Below are 16,098 nucleotides of genomic sequence, written 5' to 3'. Positions count from 1 at the left end.
GAGGGGCGGCTTGTTTGGGTCGTAGTCGGGGCTGAGTAGCCCGCTCGTAGCCGCGCCGGCCCGCCCGAGCACGTCAGGTGCCCGCAGTTCTCCGTGCAGACCGGCCCATCACGGCGGTGGCCACCGCGGCCGCTGCGTACGCCAACAGCACCGCCAGAATCCTCCAGCCGATCCCTACCGCCTCGACGCTGGAGGCCAAGGCCATAACGGCAGCCAGGCCGACGGCAGAGACGAGCCAAGGTCACGGCAGCCGGCTCATGAGCGCGACGACGGCGCCAAGCGCACGTCGAGAGCGAAGCGCGATCGCGGTATCCAGCGCGGCACGGGGTATAAGTGCACCATGTCGGACAAAAAGCAGGTGGGCGCGGTGGACGAGGAGCATTCTCGTCCGGCCGGTCTCGATGACACCACTGTTGAGGCCCTGGGTGAGCTGAGCAAGGCGCTGGAGACGATTCACCGGGTGCGGGGTCACCTCTACTCGGCTCACCAGCTGGTGGGCGGGGCGGATCTGACCCTTGATCGGGTGGTGAAGCTTCTGCGGGATGCGGGACACGACGAGGTCGCCGACCGGGTGGAGCACGAGTTGTTGGGGCGGAACGTCCTCCCAGGCCGGTGGACGTTCCAAATCGTGGAGGAGTTCGATGACGGCTACTACGCGGCGTTCCAGGAGATCGAGCGGGACGCGCGGGAGAAGCTGGCCGGTGGTCGCCGGCACATCTACGAGGCGGAGATGAAGGAACGTCGGCGTACCCACGGGTTGCCGGGGCACGAGGCTACGCCGTAGTGGTGGCCGGGAGTCCGTCGGGAAGCATCGAGGCCAGAGCCAACGCCCTGGCTTCGATGATTTTCATGCGTCCGTGGTACCCGACGGGTTCGCGGTGTACGGCCTGACTGGTGACCTGACCAGGCCATTTGCGGTAGAGCAGTCCGTGTTCGCGGGTCAAGTAGCCGTCGCTGACCGCGTTCGCGGCCAGGAGTAGGCCGGTGTCTTCGGATGCCGGTAGCGCCATCCAGCCGCCGAGGGCGAAGAGCAGGTCGCGTCGGAGGCAGAGGGTCGCGGGGTGGACCTGCGCGCGGTAGTCGTTCGCCCGCCAGAAGGCGAGGACATCACCGCGGCCGATGATCCCGCCGTCGGGGTCCTTGTCCCATCCGAGGGTGGACCCGTCCGGCATCAGGTCCAGGACGCGGGACGTGGCCCAGCCGATGTGCGGGTGTGCGGTGAACGCGGCGATGTCCCGCGCGAGGGCACCTGGGGTCAACTGGTCGTCGGCGTCGAGGACTTTGACGAGTTCACCGGTGACACGGGCAAGAGCGGAGGTGCGGGCGACACCCGGCCCGCCGGGGCGACCTGAGCCGAGGCTGATCCTCGGGTCATCGGGCAGGACGTCGACGAGCGCGCCGGTCTGGCCGTCCTCTTGGACCAGCCACTGCCAGTCCCAGCCGTCGGGCATCTCCTGCCCGGCCAGGGATTCGTACGCGACCGGCAGATACTCGATGCTGGGTGCGTGGACCGGGGTGATGACCGAGACGAGCTGCATCCCACGTTCCACCGCTTCAGTGTGCTCCGGCACCGAAGTGATCGTGACTCCGTCCGCACCTGTCCGACAGGCCAACCATCAGCGTCACGCTGTACACCCACGGGTGGCTGCCGAATGCGATGGTGTCGTTGGGTGAGCCGTCGGTACGTTCGGCCCTTACCAGAATTCCGAGCGATGAGGTCGACATGAGCAGCGGTGACGGCACGACGGTGCTGTGGCGTCCGACCGGGCCGGAAGAGTTGGCTCTCGTACGCGAGTCGGGGTGGCGTCGCTGGCCCCCGCGGCTGCCGGACCAGCCGATCTTCTACCCGGTCCTCAACGAGGATTACGCGGTCATGATCGCCCGGGACTGGAACGTACCGGCATCCGGTGCCGGCTACGTCACCCGCTTCCGCGTCGACTCCGAGTTCGTGAGCCGCTATCCCGTGCAGCAGGTCGGCGGGCAGACCATTCTCGAACTGTGGGTCCCGGCCGAGGAGTTGGACGAGTTCAACGAGCACATCGTGGGACTGATCGAAGTCGTCCACGAGTTCCATTAGCAGAGCCAAGACTTACCGCGCGCTTCGCCAACAGCACAGGGGCCCCGCCGGTTGGCAGGGCCCCTGTGGCTGATGTGGCGTGGCGTTACTTCTTCAGCCGCTCCTTGGCCGCCTTGACGGCCGCCTCCAGCTCGGCCCGGGTACGCGGACCGTCGACCGCGCCCGCGGTCGCCCGCTTGCTGGACGCCGCCGTCGTGGCGGCGGTGCCGCGGTAGACGTCGGTGACGTTGAACTGCGCGGTGAAGTTGGTGGGGCCGCTGATGATCGCGCCCAGGCCCTGCGCCTGGACCGCGTTGACCACCGGCTCCGAGCCGAAGACCAGGCCGGTGTGCACCGAGCCGCTCGTCTCGTCACCGAGGTACCACGGCTCGAAGCCGAAGTAGTTGGCGGTGCCCTGGGTCAGGATCAGCGGACCGTCGAGCGAGGCCATGAGCGCGCCGCCGGCCAGGGCGTCCGGCCAGTTCATGCCGGTGGCGAGCCCGATGTGGTTCTGCCCGCCGAAGAACGCCCACGCGGTGTACAGGGCCGTCTCGAAGCGGCTGGAGCCGTAGAGCGGCACCGAATCGTACGGCTCGGTCGCAGTCGCGCCCTGGAGGCCGATGCCGACCACCAGCGATGAAGTCGGCAGCGCGTCGAGGTAGCTCTTGGTGGACACCGGCAGGCGGTTGTCGTTGGTCAGCACGACCACCGCGGACGTCCCCTTGCCCGGCAGGTTCTGCGCCCCGGCGGCGGCACCGGCCGACAGGGCGTCCGGGAAGTTCATCCCGGTGGCCGCGAGCACGTAGTCGGGCGTCGGGTCGATGGCGTTGGCGATGGCCACCGACGTCGAGAAGCGGTCGGTGCCGGCGAGCCGGACCGTGTTGAAGCCGAGCGCCTCGACCTGCTGCTCCACCTCTGCCGAGATCGCGCCCGCCGCGCTGCCCAGCAGGTAGACAGTCTTGCCGGGGGCGAGGATGCGCTTGATCTCGTCGGCGGCCAGCGGGTCGAGGGTGGTGCGCGGGGTCATCAGCAGCGGACCCTGCTTGGCGGCGGCGAGCGCCGAGCCGCCGAGCGCGTCGGCGAAGGTGTCCGAGCGGGACAACACCACGGACTCGGCCGTGGCCCGCTTGTCGCCAGCGACACCGACGGTGGCCCAGTGCGAGCGGGCGATGGCGGCGGCGGTGCTGAACCGGTTACTGCCGGCGAGCCGGACCACCCGGTCCCGGTTGCGCGGCTGCACGTCCGGCTTTCCGACGAGCCCGACGTTGACCGGCGGGTTCGGCTGGCTGCCGTCGGCCAGCGCGGTGGCGGCCTCGAGGCCCTTGCGGAAGGCCAGGGCGTTGCCGGTCGGGTACCAGACCGGATCGCTGTGGCTGGCCGTGCTGTTGGTGACCTGGACGAGATTTCCGCCCGAGGTGTTGGAGACCCAGATTTCGCTGTCTCGGACGAAGGCCACCTTCGTGCCGTCCGGCGACAGCGTCGGGCTGGCGGCGTTCGTGGTGATTCGGGTGTACGTGCTGCCGTCCAGGAAGCCGATCTCCGGCGTGCCGGTGGGGTTGCCGTTGCCGTCGTCGGCCTGCCGCTGCACCACGATCCGCTGGCTGCCGTTCGTGTCGGGCTGACTGTAGTGGTGGCCGTCGTTCGGCGAGCGGCGGACGACGTCCCAACCGTAGGTGCTGACGGTCTCCTCGATGCTCCACAGGTCGCCGGGCGACTTGGTGGCCCACACCACGGTGGAACCGTCACCGACCCATTCGGGGTCGGCCCGATGCACGCCCGGCTCCGGTTCGGCGATGGGGTAGATGCTCTCGCCGTCATTCCAGCGGATGGTGGCGATGGCTCCGCCGTCGGCGACGAAGACCGCCCGGCTGCCGTCCGGCGACCAGGCGGCGTCCGTGATCGTGAACTCCTCGCTACCGACCAGCGAGCCGGTGGGGGAGAAGATGTGACCGGTGCCGTTGCTGACGGTGAGCAGGTGGGTGGGGGCCGCGTGGGTGGCGTGCGCCGTGCCTGCACCGCCGAAGAGGGTGGTGGCGCCGATGGCGAGCACGGTCGCGGTGACTGCGGATCGACGCGAAAAACTGGTTCGGGGCAAGAAGGCTCCTCGAAGATGGTGTGCCGCGCGAAGACGACGCCGGCGGCGGGGCCGGTCAGCAGCGGCGCAGCCCACTGTAGATGAGCCCTACGACAGCGTGCTGACCAGGACGGGTCGAGCCCGCCGGTCCCCGGTCACCTGTTTGGCCCGGGATGCGGATCCGGTCGGGCGGAAGGTACGACCGACACCGAACGGACGTCGTGTTTGGTTAGCCTTTCGGTCAGATCGTGTCATCGGTGGTGCCCCGGGGCAGCGCGAACGCGGAAACATCCATAAGGTTCTGCACAGCAGCGCCGCCCCGCGCCGGATCAGCCGGCGAGCGGGTGTACCCACCACGGCGCACGTCAATTCTTTAGCGGGGAGTCTCCTTGCCAGCATTCTTTCGCAGGTCCGTCGCGCTCGCGTCGGCCCTCGCGGTGGGTTCCAGTGCCCTGGTGGCCGGCGGAACGGGTGCCGCCGCCAGCCTGCCGGGCAGCAACAATGTCCTGACCACCAGCAACGGTGGTACCTCGATCGCCGTCTTCAACTCGTCGCAGACCGTGGTGCACAGCCCGGTTCCGGAGGCGATGAAGGAGGTGAGCTGGTCGCCGGACGGCAGCATGGCGTCGTACGTCGACCCGGACAACGGCATCAGCATGGTCCGCTGGAACGGGTTCAGCGCCTGGTACCAGGTCCCGCCCACGCCCAACGTGGTCCGGAGCAGCCCCGTCTGGCGGGGCACCGGCGGCAGCGTCGTCTGGGCCGAGAAGCCGAGCGGCGCCCCGTGGCGGATCCGGTACACCACCAGCACCTCCGGCGTCGACTTCGGCGCGCAGCTCTCGCCTGCGGACGGAAAGCACTACCGGAACCCGGACACCGGCCCCGACCTGCGGGTGGTGTTCCAGCGTCAGGACGACAACGGCGGTCAGCCCGGCGGGGTGCCGGCCGTGCTCCTCTACGACCCGTCGAAGCCGCAGGCCGAGCGGATCACCGTCATCGACGACAATGGCTCGAACCCGGCGTTCTCGCCGGACGGCACGAAGGTGGCCTTCGTCCGGAACGGTCAGATCGTCGTCTCCGACCTGGCCGGTGAGAACGAGGTCGTGGTCACCTCCAACGCCGCTGCGCACGACCACCCGACCTGGTCGCCCGACGGCAGGACGATCGCCTTCCGCCAGGGCAGCGGGGTGGCGCAGGCAGCGGCCGACGGCTCGCAGGCCGCCCTGCCCACCGTGGTCACCAGCAGCGGTAACGGGATTCCCGCGTACCGGCCGCAGAACAAGGACCGGGCGGCCCGGCTGGCCGGCACCAACCGGTTCACCACGGCCGTCCGGGTGTCCCAGTCGCACTGGAAGACCACTACCGACGCGGCGGACCGACGCGAGCAGGCCAGCTCGGTGGTGCTGTCCCGGTCGGACACCTTCGCCGACGCGCTGAGCGGTTCGGCGTTGGCCGCGGCAAAGCGGGGTCCGTTGCTGATGACGCAGCCGACCATCCTGGACGTGGACACCAGCACGGAGATCCAGCGGGTGCTCGCCCCCGGCGGCACGGTGTACCTGCTCGGCAGCCCCGGCGCCATCTCCACCGGTGTCGAGGACGCCGTCCGCGCGCTCGGGTTCACCGTCAAGCGGGTGGCCGGTCAGGACCGGTTCAGCACGTCGGTGGCGATCGCCAAGGAGATCGACCCGACGCCGGACCTGGTGCTGCTGTCGACCGGCATGAACTTCCCGGACGCGCTCGCGGCCGGGGCTGCGGCCGGTTCGTACAACACCCCGGGCTCCACCACCTCGGCGGTGGTACTGCTCACCAACGAGTCCGTGATGCCGGCGTCCACCAAGGCGTTCCTGGACACCCTGCCGGCGAACGACCGCACCATCTTCGGTATCGGCCGGTTCGCCACCCAGGCCGCGACCAGGTACGACGCGGACGCCGTGCCGGTCTGGGGCAACAACCGGTACGAGACCGCCGCCATCACCGGCTGGACGTTCTTCGGCGGCCAGCACTACGCCGGAATCGCCACCGGCCTCAACTGGCCGGACGCGCTCTCCGGCGGTGCGCTGATGGCGGTGCTCAACGGTCCGCTGCTGCTGACCCCGGGCACCGCCCCCGACCTGGGTCTGGACGCGGAGATCGCGCTGGACTTCGCCAGCGGCTCGATCCGTACCGCGCTGGTCTTCGGGTCCGCGCCGGTGGTCAGTGACCGGCAGCTCCAGCAGGCCGGCCAGTGGATCAGCGGCCCGCTCGGCGCGTCGGTGGTGGTCAACCCGACCGACGTGGGGCTCACCGCCCGTACCGGTGCGGAGTCCCGCGCGGCGGCCACCGCAGGGCAGCCGTCCGTGCGTACGCCGGAGGAGGCCGCGGCCGCGGCCCGCTCGCTGCCCAAGCGGCTGGGCACCGCCGGCTGATCGATCGGTCGTGACGGCGAGGGGCCCGGTCCGCTGGACCGGGCCCCTCGTCATTCCTGGCGTCGGTGTTGGTCACCTGCCGGAGAGGGGGCAGCGGATCAACAACCGACTCTCTATCGTGATTTCGCCGCGGCGGCCGGACCGGATCGGCCGGTCCCCTGGTCGCGCACTCTCGGGGGTTCTCGCGTGTCTTTCTCTCCAACTGTCCGTGGCCCGCTGGCGTTCGCCTCGACCCTCGTCCTCGGCGTCGGTGTCCTCGTCGGCGCCGGGCCCGCCGGGGCCAGCCTGCCCGGTCTCGGCAACGTCCTGAGCACCAGCGACGGCGGGACGTCGATCCGGTTCTACTTCAACCCCGGTTGGCCCGCCAGCTATGAGCACGACGACCCCGTACGGCACGCCTCCTGGTCGCCGGACGGCAGTGTCGCGGCCTACGTCGACCCGAGGGGCGGCATCGCCACTCTCCGGTTCACCGGTGAGGGCTACTTCCCCCGATTCCTGCCCGCCGGGAACGCCCTCCGGGAGAGCCCGACCTGGCAGGGGGACGGCGCCAACCTGTACTGGGCGCAGAAGCCGGCCGGCGAGCCCTGGCAGATCCGTACCGCGCCCAGCACGGCGTTCAGCGGCGACCGACAGGTCACCCCGGACGACGGCTCGCACTACCGCAACCCGGACGCCGGACCGGACCACCGGGTGGTGTTCCAACGCCAGGCGGACGACGGCACGGGCCAGCCGACCGGCCCGTCCAGCGTGGTGCTCTACGACCCGGCGAAGCCGGCAGCCGAGCGGATCACCGAGGTCGACCCGTACGGCAGCAACCCGGCGTTCTCGCCGGACGGCACGAAGGTGGCGTTCATCCGGGCCGGGCAGATCGTCGTTTCCGACCTGAGCGGGGCCAGTGAGCGCGCGGTGACCCGCAACAGCTACGTGTACGACAACCCGACGTGGTCGCCGGACGGCCAGACCATCGCCGCCAACATGGACGGAATCGGCGTGGTCACCGCCGCCGCCGACGGGTCCCAGTACGCAGCCCCGCCCCTGGTGGCCCGCGACAACGGGGTGCCGGCGTACCAACCACGTCGCTACGACCGGGTCGTCCGGCTCACCGGAGAGACCCGGTTCAGCACCGCCGCCGCGGTCTCCCAGTCCCACTGGCGTACCGCCGCGGACGCGTCGGATCAGCGGGAGCGGGCGGGCGCGGTGGTGTTGTCGCGGTCGGACACGTTCGCGGACGCGTTGGGTGGTTCGGCGCTGGCGGCGGCGAAGCGGGGCCCGCTGCTGATGACGCCGCCGACGAGTCTGGACGCGGACACCCGGACGGAGCTGCTGCGGGTGTTGGCGCCGGGTGGGACGGTGTACCTGCTGGGTAGCCCGGGCGCGATCTCCACGGGTGTGGAGAGTGCGGTTCAGGCGCTCGGATTCACGGTCAAGCGGCTGGCCGGGGCCGACCGGTTCGGCACCTCGGTCGCCATCGCGAAGGAGATCGACCCGACGCCCGCCAAGGTGCTCCTGGCGACCGGGATGGACTTCCCGGACGCGCTCGCCGCCGGGGCCGCCGCCGGGTCGCTCAACCGGTCGGGCGGCACCGGGTCCGCGGTGGTGCTGCTCACCAACGACGACGTCCTGCCCACGGCGACCCGGAACTTCCTGGACACCCTGCCCGCACAGGAGCGCACGATCTACGGCGTCGGCCGGTTCGCCGCCCAGGCCGCGACCGGGTACGACCCCGGCGCCGAGCGCCTGATCGGCCCGGACCGGTACGGCACGGCGTACCGCGTCGCCGAGGCGTTCTTCGCCGGCCCGACCCACGTGGGGCTCGCCACCGGTGTGGACTGGCCGGACGCGCTCGCCGGCGGTGCGCTGGTCGGCGCGCTCGGCGGCCCGCTGATGCTCACCCCGGGCACCGCCACGGACCTGGACGACGCGGCCGCCCAGACGTTGATCGGGGCGAGCGGCAGCGTTCGCGAGGTGCTGGTCTTCGGCTCTCCGGCGGTGGTCCACGAGCGGCAGCGCGCCCGCGCCGGGCAACTCGTCAGCGGTCCCATCGGCTACGTCACCGTCATCAACGCGACCGACGTGCGGGCGACCTCGGCAGTCCGGCCGTAGCTCCGGTCGTGGTGCGAATCCTCACGAGAGGCCGAACTGCACCGGGCCGACAGGTCCGCTGAGCGAAGAACCAACCTGCGGGGCCCGGTCGGATCGGCTGGGCCCCGCGTCGTACTTTCGGACGGGTCGACCGGCGGACTGGCCGCGCGGATCGACGGACCGGCCGCGCCGACCGACGGACCAGGCGAAAATCGCAGGCCGTAGGGTGTGATCATGCGTATCGGTATCGTGATTCTCCCCGACCAGCGCTGGTCCGAGGCACAGCGGCGCTGGCGGCAGGCGGAGGATTGGGGTTTCGACCACGCCTGGACGTACGACCACCTCGGGTGGCGGGAACTGGTCAACGGACCGTGGTTCGACTCGATGTCGACGCTGACGGCCGCCGCCCTGGTGACCTCCCGGATCCGGCTCGGCACCCTGGTCGCGTCGCCCAACTTCCGGCATCCGGCCGCCTTCGCCCGGCAGGTGACCACCCTGGACGACATCTCCAACGGCCGGCTGCTGCTCGGCATCGGCGCGGGGGGCATCGGGTTCGACGCCACCGTGCTCGGCGGGGACACCCTGCCCCCGCGTCATCGGGTGGACCGGTTCGGCGAGTTCACCGAACTGCTCGACCTGGTGCTCCGCCAGGACGGGGTGACCTGGCGCGGCGAGTGGTTCTCCGTCGTCGACGCCCGGAACAATCCCGGCTGTGTCCAGGTCCCGAGGGTGCCGTTCGTGGTCGCCGCCAACGGTCCCCGCTCGATGCGGCTGGTCGCCCGCTTCGGGCAGGGCTGGGTCACCACCGGCGCCGGTGGTGACGACCTGGCGGGCTGGTGGGATTCGGTGGCGGCGCTCTCCGCCCGATTGGACGCGACGCTGGACGAGGCCGGCCGTGATCCGGCCACCCTCGACCGGTATCTGTTGCTGGACGCCGCCCCGGTCTTCTCGCTGACCAGCGCGACCTTCTTCGCCGACGCGATCGAGCGGGCCGCCCGGCTCGGGTTCACCGACGTGGTGACCCACTGGCCCCGGCTGAGTAGTTGGTACGCCGGTGACGAGAACGTGCTCGCCGAGGTCGCGGAGCGTCTGCCCGAACTGCGCCGGGTCTGAAACCGCCGGCCGGCCGCCTCGTCGGGAGTGCCGGTCGGGGTCGGCCTTCCCTGGGTCGGCGGCCGGTCGGGAGCGGAGCGGCGGTCAGGTCCCCAGGTCGCCGGTGTCGGTGCCGCCCGCCCCGGCCGACACCAGCCGCATCCGGACGCAGACGACGGACGTGTCGTCGGTGACCGTGCTGCCCTCCCGGGCCCAGAAGTTGCGGTGACCCGTACGCCACTCGTCGAGGTCCCGGTCGCCCTCCCCTTCCGAGCGGGCGAAGTCCCAGGTCACGTCCGCGAAGCGGACCACCTCCACGCCGGTCACCTCGACCACGCCGACCAGCCGGTCGTGGTCGTCGACCAGGGCCAACCGTTCGCCGACGTACTCGAGTTCCTCGCCCTCCTCGGCGTACTCGCTGAGCAGTCCGGCCGTCGCGGTCTTCACCCCGGACAGCACGAGGGTGTTCAGTCTGCTCCGCATCTCGCCGGGCGTGCCGAGGGAGAGAGTGCGCAGGTCACCGATCCGAGGCCACATTCCGCCGAGGCTACGCGGCCGGCCGTCGGTCGTCGCCGGATTTCCCGCCGCCCCGGTCTGCCCCGGTCCGCCCCGGGCCGGGCCGGGCCAGCAGGGTCCGGTCTGGTCAGGGGTCGAGGCGGTCGGCGTCGAGCAGGGCCCGGACCCGTAGTTCGGCGCGTACCTGCGCCGGGCAGTCGGCGACCACCACGGCGCTGCCGAGCGGCTCCGCCCCCCGGGCCGCGCAGAGCTGGTAGAGCGCCCGGACCTGGGCGCCGGTGGCGAGCCAGTCGTCGACCACCAGCACCCGGTCGCCGGGTCCGAGGTGCCGGTCCCGGACGCCGAGGGTGACCCGGCGGCCCCGGAAGTCGGGTGCGCTCTGCGCCCAGGTGGTCGGGCCGACCGGCCGCCGTCCGTCCTCGGGCTTGTGCGCCGGGACGAACCCGACCCCGAGCGCGGTCGCCGCGAGCGGCCCGAGGAGCAGCCCGGTGACAGCGGGCGAGACCACCACGGTGGGGGCACCGGCGCGGAACGGGGCCACCAGCGCCGGCCCGATCTCGGCGAGGACGTACGGGTCGCGCCACCAGCCGGAGACGTCGCTGACCAGGTGGCTGCTCTCCGGGCCGGGGTCCGACCAGCGGAAGAGGTCGGCGAGGCGCTTGCTCAGCTCGGTGGGCATCCGCCCATCCTGCCCGCCGCTGCCAAGACCCGACCCGCCGAGCCACCCCGGGTCGGACGATCGGCTACACGTATGCCCGCAAATCACAACATATGCCTATGAGCAGGTTGACTTCGGAAGTGCTCCTCTCGATACGGTCCGAGACGTTTTGTTGCTAGCGGAAAGGACGGGTCGATGACCGGCAGGCACATTCGGGCCAGGATGTTCTCCTCGCCCGCCGGGATCGCGGCCACCGCCGCCGTCGCCGTCGCGGTGGCCGTCGGCGGTACGGTCGGCGCGGTGCACCTGACCTCGGCGACCTCGGACACCGCCCGCCCGGGGCCGGTTGTCGCGACGCCGGACCCGCTGCCGTCGGAGAGCGTCGCCCCGCCGTCAGCCGCTGGCACCGGCTCGCCGAGTGCGACGGCCAGCCCGGTACCCAGCCGTTCGACGGCAGCCTCCCGGAGCAAGCCCCGGGTGACGTCGACGCCGGCGAAGCGGGCCACCGCGAAGCCCACCACGGCGAAGCCGGCCGGCCCGAAGGTGGTCGACAGCGGCTCCTGCGGCGCGTCGTTCTACGCCGAGGGGCAAATGACCGCGAACGGCGAGACCTTCAATCCGGAGGCGATGACCGCCGCGCACAAGACGCTGCCGTTCGGCACCCGGGTACGGGTGACCAACCCGGCCACCGGTGCCTCGGTGACCGTACGGATCAACGACCGGGGCCCGTACATCGACGGCCGTTGTATCGATCTGTCCCGGGCGGCGTTCCGGGCAATCGCCTCGCTCGGCCTCGGCCACCTCACCGTCTCGTACGAGGTGCTCGGCTGAGCCGAGACGCGTATCGGCTGGTCATGGGGGTACGGGTGGACAGAACCGGCTCGGACGACGGGTCAACGTCATGCGCTGGTCAACCTCCATAGGGCATGCTGTGCTGCGTACGCACGCATCCCTTCCAGCGGCTTCGTAACCCGCTGAGCCCCGGATCCCGCGCCGGTCTCGGCGCGGCCCTCGTCCTGCTCGGTTTTCTCTCGGCGGTCGAGGCGGCCGACGGCAGCGGGGCGCACTACCTGGCGCTGATGGCCGCCGCCCCGGCCATCGCGGCGATCTTCGCCAGTTGGCGGGTGGTGGTCGGGGTAGGCGGGACGGCCACCGTCGCGGCGGTCGCCTTCGCGTTCTCCGAGCCGGCCGCCTCACTGGGCACTGCGACCAGCGTCGCCACGATCGTGCTGGTCACCGCGCTCGTGGCCGTCGGTGCCGGGGCGCGGCAGCGGCAGACCGAGCAGATCGCCGAGTTGTCGAAGCTGGCGTCGGTCGCCCAACAGGCGGTGCTGCGACCGATCGGCCCGCAGGTCGGGACGCTGGCCGTGGCCGCCCGCTACATCTCCTCCACCGCCACCGCGGAAATCGGCGGCGACCTGTACGAGGCGATCAACACCCCGTACGGCGTCCGCATGATCATCGGCGACGTACGGGGCAAGGGCCTGGACGCGGTCCGGCTGGCGAGCATCGTGCTCGGCTCGTACCGGCATGTCGCCCACGAACGGGCCGACCTGCGCGCGGTCGTCTCGGACCTGGACCGGGCGGTGGCCCGCAGCGTCGGCGACGAGGACTTCGTCACCGCCGCCCTGGTCGAGGAGCGGGGCGGGACGCTCACCATCGTCAACTGCGGGCACCCGCCGCCGCTGTTGCTGCGTCGGGGCTGCGTGATCCCGCTCGAACCGCCGGCCCCCGCGCCCCCGCTCGGGTTCATGCCGGTGGTGCAGCCCCGGGTGGAGCGACTGGAACCGGGGGACCGGCTGCTGCTCTTCACCGACGGCCTTGGTGAGGCGCGTCGGGATGGAGAGTTCTTTCCCACCGCCGACCGGGCCTGGCGGTTGCTCGGGCACGGGACGGTGGCCGACGGCCTGGCCTCGCTGGAGACCGCCCTGGTCGAGTGGGTGTACGGCCGACTCGACGACGACATCGCCCTGGTGCTGATGGAGTACGCGGGCCCGCGCAGCGAGGCCACCGTGGCCGTGCCGAGTTGGGAAGTGGGCACCACCGAGGGCTGAATGCCCGGTGTGTGGCCGCTGTCACTTTCATCAGTGGCTTGTCGCTGCCTACCCGCGAGTAATACAGTCGGAGTTACTGATCGGTAACACCTGTCCGGAAGCGGGGCCAGTGACCATGACCCACTACAAGAGCAACCTGCGGGATCTCGAGTTCAACCTGTTCGAGGTCTTCGGGGCGGACCGGGTATTCGGCCAGGAGCCGTTCTCGGAACTCGATGGCGACACGGCGCGCGACATTCTCGCCGAGGTGGACCGTCTCGCCCGCCAGGATCTGGCCGCCAGCTACACCGACAGCGACCGTAAGCCGCCGGTCTTCGACCCGGCCACCCACACCGCGCCCCTGCCCGAGTCGTTCAGGAAGTCGTACCAGGCGTTCATGGACTCCGAGTTCTGGCGGCTGGAGCTCCCGCCGGAGCTGGACGGCAGCAACGCGCCGCGGACGCTCGTGTGGTCCCTCGCCGAGCTGGTCCTCGGGGCCCACGCCGCCATCTGGATGTACGCCTCCGGGCCGTCCTTCGCGCATGTCCTGCACGTCGAGGGCACCGAGCAGCAGAAGAAGTGGGCCAAGCTCTTCGTCGACAAGCAGTGGGGCTCCACGATGGTGCTCACCGAGCCGGACGCCGGCTCGGACGTGGGAGCCGGCCGCGCCCGGGCCATCCCGCAGCCGGACGGCTCCTGGCACATCGAGGGTGTCAAGCGCTTCATCACCGCAGGTGAGCACGACCTGAGCGAGAACATCATCCACTATGTGCTGGCCCGACCGGTCGGGGTTGAGGGGGTCGGTGGCCCGGGTACCAAGGGCCTCTCCCTCTTCGTGGTGCCCAAGTACCACTTCGACGAGGAGACCGGCGAGCTGGGCGAGCGCAACGGCGTCTTCGCCACCAACGTCGAGCACAAGATGGGTCTGAAGGTCTCCAACACCTGCGAGATGACCTTCGGCGAGCACGGCATCCCGGCCAAGGGCTGGCTGCTGGGCGAGAAGCACGAGGGCATCCGGCAGATGTTCATGATCATCGAGAACGCCCGGATGATGGTCGGCACCAAGGCCATCGCCACCCTCTCCACCGGTTACCTGAACGCTCTGGAGTACGCCAAGAGCCGGGTGCAGGGCGCCGACCTGATCCAGATGGCCGACAAGACCGCGCCTCGGGTCACCATCACCCACCACCCGGACGTCCGCCGGTCGCTGATGCTCCAGAAGTCGTACGCCGAGGGCCTGCGCGCCCTGGTCTGCTACACCGCCTCCTGGCAGGACAAGGCCACCGTCGCCGAGGCGACCGGTGACGAGGCGGCGACGGAGACCGCGAGGCGGGTCAACGACTTGCTCCTGCCGCTGGTCAAGGGGGTCGGCTCCGAGCGGGCGTACGAGCTGCTCGGCCACGAGTCCCTACAGACCTTCGGCGGCTCCGGCTTCCTCCAGGACTACCCGGTCGAGCAGTACGTCCGAGACTCCAAGATCGACACCCTGTACGAGGGCACCACCGCCATCCAGAGCCTCGACCTCTTCTTCCGGAAGATCGTCCGGGACAACGGCCAGGCGCTGCTGACCGTCTCGGCCGAAATCCAGGAGTTCATCGCCAGCGAGGGCGGCAACGGCCAGCTCAAGGAGGAGCGCCTGGCCCTCGGCAAGGCGCTCGCCGAGTTGCAGAACATCCTCGGCGTGCTGACCGGCTGGCTGGGCGAGGTGCAGGCCGGTGAGTCCCGCGCCCTGTACAAGGTGGGCCTGAGCAGCCGCCGGTTGCTGTTGGCGGCCGGCGACGTGGTGGTCGGCTGGCTGCTCCAGCGGCAGGCGGACGTGGCGCTGCGGGCGCTGGCCGGCGAGGTCTCCGCCACCGACCGGGCCTTCTACACCGGCAAGGTGGCGGCGGCGAAGTTCTTCGCCCGCGAGGTGCTCCCGCGCATCGGCGCCGACCGGCGCATCATCGAGAACACCGACCTCGACCTGATGGACCTCCCGGAGGAGGCGTTCTGACCCGGATGTCCTGATCCTGCCCCGGCGGCCGGCACGCGTACCCGCGCGCCGGCCGCCACTGTTTGCCGGTGATCGTGGTGCCGAACGGCCCTCCCGGGGGCCCTCCGCCACCACGATCACGTGCACGATCACGCCGGTGGGGTAGCGGCTGGCATCGCGGGTATGCGTGCCGGACCATCGTCCGGGTACGCGACGGTGTCCGGCAGCAAAGGCCCAGAGCCACCGCACGTGGGGAGTGCAGCGCACATGGGCATTGGTAGCGGCATCTTTCTCATCGCCCTCGGGGCGATCCTGACGTTCGCCGTACGGGCCAACGTCTGGTGGGTCGACCTGCGTGCCGTCGGGTGGGTGTTCATCCTCGCCGGCCTCGCCGTCCTGCTCACCACGCTCTGGTTCTGGCAGGACCGGCGGAAGCGGGCGCGGACCCTCATCGTGGAGGAGAACCGCCTCTCCCATCCGACCGCGATGATGCCTCCGCCGCCCGACCCCCCACCGCCGACCTCACCACCCTCCTGACGCTGACCGCCGACGACCTTCGTCGAGGGCGACGACGTGGCACCGGGCTCAGGGGCGCGGCCCGGCGCCCGTGGGGCAGGCGGAGTCCGGGCTCAGGCGCGGGCGGTGTGGTGGGCGGTGACCGGTGCGGGGGTGGCGCCGAGGTCGGCCCAGGCGTCGGTGACCCGGTGCACCACGACACCGCTGGTCCGCAGTCCCTCCCGGTCCGCACCGATCCGGTCGAGGACGATCGACAGCAACGAGATGCCCGGGTTGTGGGCGACCAGCAGGACCGTGCCGGCGTCCGGCTCGGTGGCCCGGAGCACGTCCAGCAGGTCACCGGTCTCCGCCGCGTACACGGCTGACTCGTAACGGACCCGGGGCGCCGCGCCGGCCGGGCCGCTCTCGGCCGGCGCGCTGGCCATCCCGGTCTCCGCCGCGTGCCAGGTCTCCCGGGTACGCCGCGCGGGCGAGCAGACCACCACGTCGGGCAGGAAGCCGTGCCGGGCCAGCCACGCGCCGGCCGCGGTGGCGTCCGCGTGTCCGCGTTCCGTCAACGCACGTTCCCGGTCGGCGACGCCCTCCGGGCGTTCCGCCTTTCCGTGCCGGAGCAGTACGAGGGTGCGTTCAGCGAGGTGACCGTCCGTCATCACTACAGCTTGCCTGATTGGCGATCTTGGCGCTCGGGTAAGTC

14 protein-coding genes are annotated in these 16,098 nt (G+C 71.1%); 9 read left to right on the top strand and 5 right to left on the bottom strand.

What is annotated here, in order from left to right:
* Nucleotides 1-340: 340 nt before the first annotated feature.
* The gene (locus GA0074692_RS24670) at nt 341-784 is read left to right on the top strand and encodes a hypothetical protein (protein WP_091648053.1); all 444 of its coding nucleotides are present in this window, start codon (nt 341-343) and stop codon (nt 782-784) included.
* Here the strand turns inward: GA0074692_RS24670 and GA0074692_RS24665 are convergent.
* Complete coding sequence (locus tag GA0074692_RS24665; protein ID WP_245730440.1) at nt 774-1,550, bottom strand: glycosyltransferase family 2 protein; 777 nt, start codon at nt 1,548-1,550, stop codon at nt 774-776. The two genes, GA0074692_RS24670 and GA0074692_RS24665, sit on opposite strands and share 11 nt — an antisense overlap.
* A gap of 173 nt (nt 1,551-1,723) precedes the next feature.
* On the opposite strand from GA0074692_RS24665, the gene GA0074692_RS24660 reads away from it, so the two are divergent.
* Entirely contained in the window at nt 1,724-2,077 is a 354-nt protein-coding gene (locus tag GA0074692_RS24660; protein ID WP_091648046.1) for a hypothetical protein, read from the top strand.
* Between the two features lie 85 nt (nt 2,078-2,162).
* On the opposite strand, the gene GA0074692_RS24655 is transcribed toward GA0074692_RS24660, so the two are convergent.
* The gene (locus GA0074692_RS24655) at nt 2,163-4,151 is read right to left on the bottom strand and encodes a cell wall-binding repeat-containing protein (protein ID WP_176738567.1); all 1,989 of its coding nucleotides are present in this window, start codon (nt 4,149-4,151) and stop codon (nt 2,163-2,165) included.
* Nucleotides 4,152-4,519: 368 nt separating this feature from the next.
* On the opposite strand from GA0074692_RS24655, the gene GA0074692_RS24650 reads away from it, so the two are divergent.
* The 3 genes from GA0074692_RS24650 to GA0074692_RS24640 all read left to right on the top strand — a co-directional run bounded on the left by GA0074692_RS24650 (nt 4,520) and on the right by GA0074692_RS24640 (nt 9,730).
* On the top strand, nt 4,520-6,535 hold the full coding sequence (locus tag GA0074692_RS24650) for a cell wall-binding repeat-containing protein (RefSeq protein WP_141725400.1): 2,016 nt from the start codon (nt 4,520-4,522) through the stop codon (nt 6,533-6,535).
* 186 nt (nt 6,536-6,721) lie between these two features.
* On the top strand, nt 6,722-8,638 hold the full coding sequence (locus GA0074692_RS24645) for a cell wall-binding repeat-containing protein (protein ID WP_091648039.1): 1,917 nt from the start codon (nt 6,722-6,724) through the stop codon (nt 8,636-8,638).
* Nucleotides 8,639-8,845: 207 nt separating this feature from the next.
* Complete coding sequence (locus GA0074692_RS24640; protein ID WP_245730439.1) at nt 8,846-9,730, top strand: LLM class flavin-dependent oxidoreductase; 885 nt, start codon at nt 8,846-8,848, stop codon at nt 9,728-9,730.
* A gap of 84 nt (nt 9,731-9,814) precedes the next feature.
* Here the strand turns inward: GA0074692_RS24640 and GA0074692_RS24635 are convergent, their stop codons facing one another.
* Both GA0074692_RS24635 and GA0074692_RS24630 read right to left on the bottom strand, forming a co-directional pair.
* Complete coding sequence (locus tag GA0074692_RS24635) at nt 9,815-10,246, bottom strand: ASCH domain-containing protein (RefSeq protein ID WP_091648037.1); 432 nt, start codon at nt 10,244-10,246, stop codon at nt 9,815-9,817.
* Between the two features lie 106 nt (nt 10,247-10,352).
* On the bottom strand, nt 10,353-10,904 hold the full coding sequence (locus GA0074692_RS24630; RefSeq protein ID WP_091648034.1) for a phosphoribosyltransferase family protein: 552 nt from the start codon (nt 10,902-10,904) through the stop codon (nt 10,353-10,355).
* A gap of 174 nt (nt 10,905-11,078) precedes the next feature.
* Between GA0074692_RS24630 and GA0074692_RS24625 the strand changes: the two genes are divergently transcribed.
* The 4 genes from GA0074692_RS24625 to GA0074692_RS24610 all read left to right on the top strand — a co-directional run bounded on the left by GA0074692_RS24625 (nt 11,079) and on the right by GA0074692_RS24610 (nt 15,425).
* Nucleotides 11,079-11,714, top strand: a complete 636-nt coding sequence (locus tag GA0074692_RS24625; protein ID WP_091648032.1) for a septal ring lytic transglycosylase RlpA family protein — start codon at nt 11,079-11,081, stop codon at nt 11,712-11,714.
* Nucleotides 11,715-11,809: 95 nt separating this feature from the next.
* A complete protein-coding gene (locus GA0074692_RS24620) occupies nt 11,810-12,937 on the top strand; it encodes a PP2C family protein-serine/threonine phosphatase (RefSeq protein ID WP_091648029.1) in 1,128 nt (375 codons plus the stop codon).
* Nucleotides 12,938-13,052: 115 nt separating this feature from the next.
* Entirely contained in the window at nt 13,053-14,909 is a 1,857-nt protein-coding gene (locus GA0074692_RS24615; protein WP_091654036.1) for an acyl-CoA dehydrogenase, read from the top strand.
* Between the two features lie 246 nt (nt 14,910-15,155).
* Nucleotides 15,156-15,425, top strand: a complete 270-nt coding sequence (locus tag GA0074692_RS24610; RefSeq protein ID WP_091648026.1) for a DUF6458 family protein — start codon at nt 15,156-15,158, stop codon at nt 15,423-15,425.
* A 92-nt stretch (nt 15,426-15,517) separates the two neighbouring features.
* Here GA0074692_RS24610 and GA0074692_RS24605 read toward each other — a convergent pair whose 3' ends face one another.
* Nucleotides 15,518-16,054, bottom strand: coding sequence for a SixA phosphatase family protein (locus GA0074692_RS24605; protein WP_091648024.1), 537 nt, complete (start codon nt 16,052-16,054; stop codon nt 15,518-15,520).
* Between the last annotated feature and the right edge of the window lie 44 nt (nt 16,055-16,098).

The sequence above is a fragment of the Micromonospora pallida genome, assembly GCF_900090325.1.
Taxonomy (GTDB): Bacteria; Actinomycetota; Actinomycetes; order Mycobacteriales; family Micromonosporaceae; genus Micromonospora; species Micromonospora pallida.
This window is presented reverse-complemented; position numbering and strand designations above follow the sequence as displayed.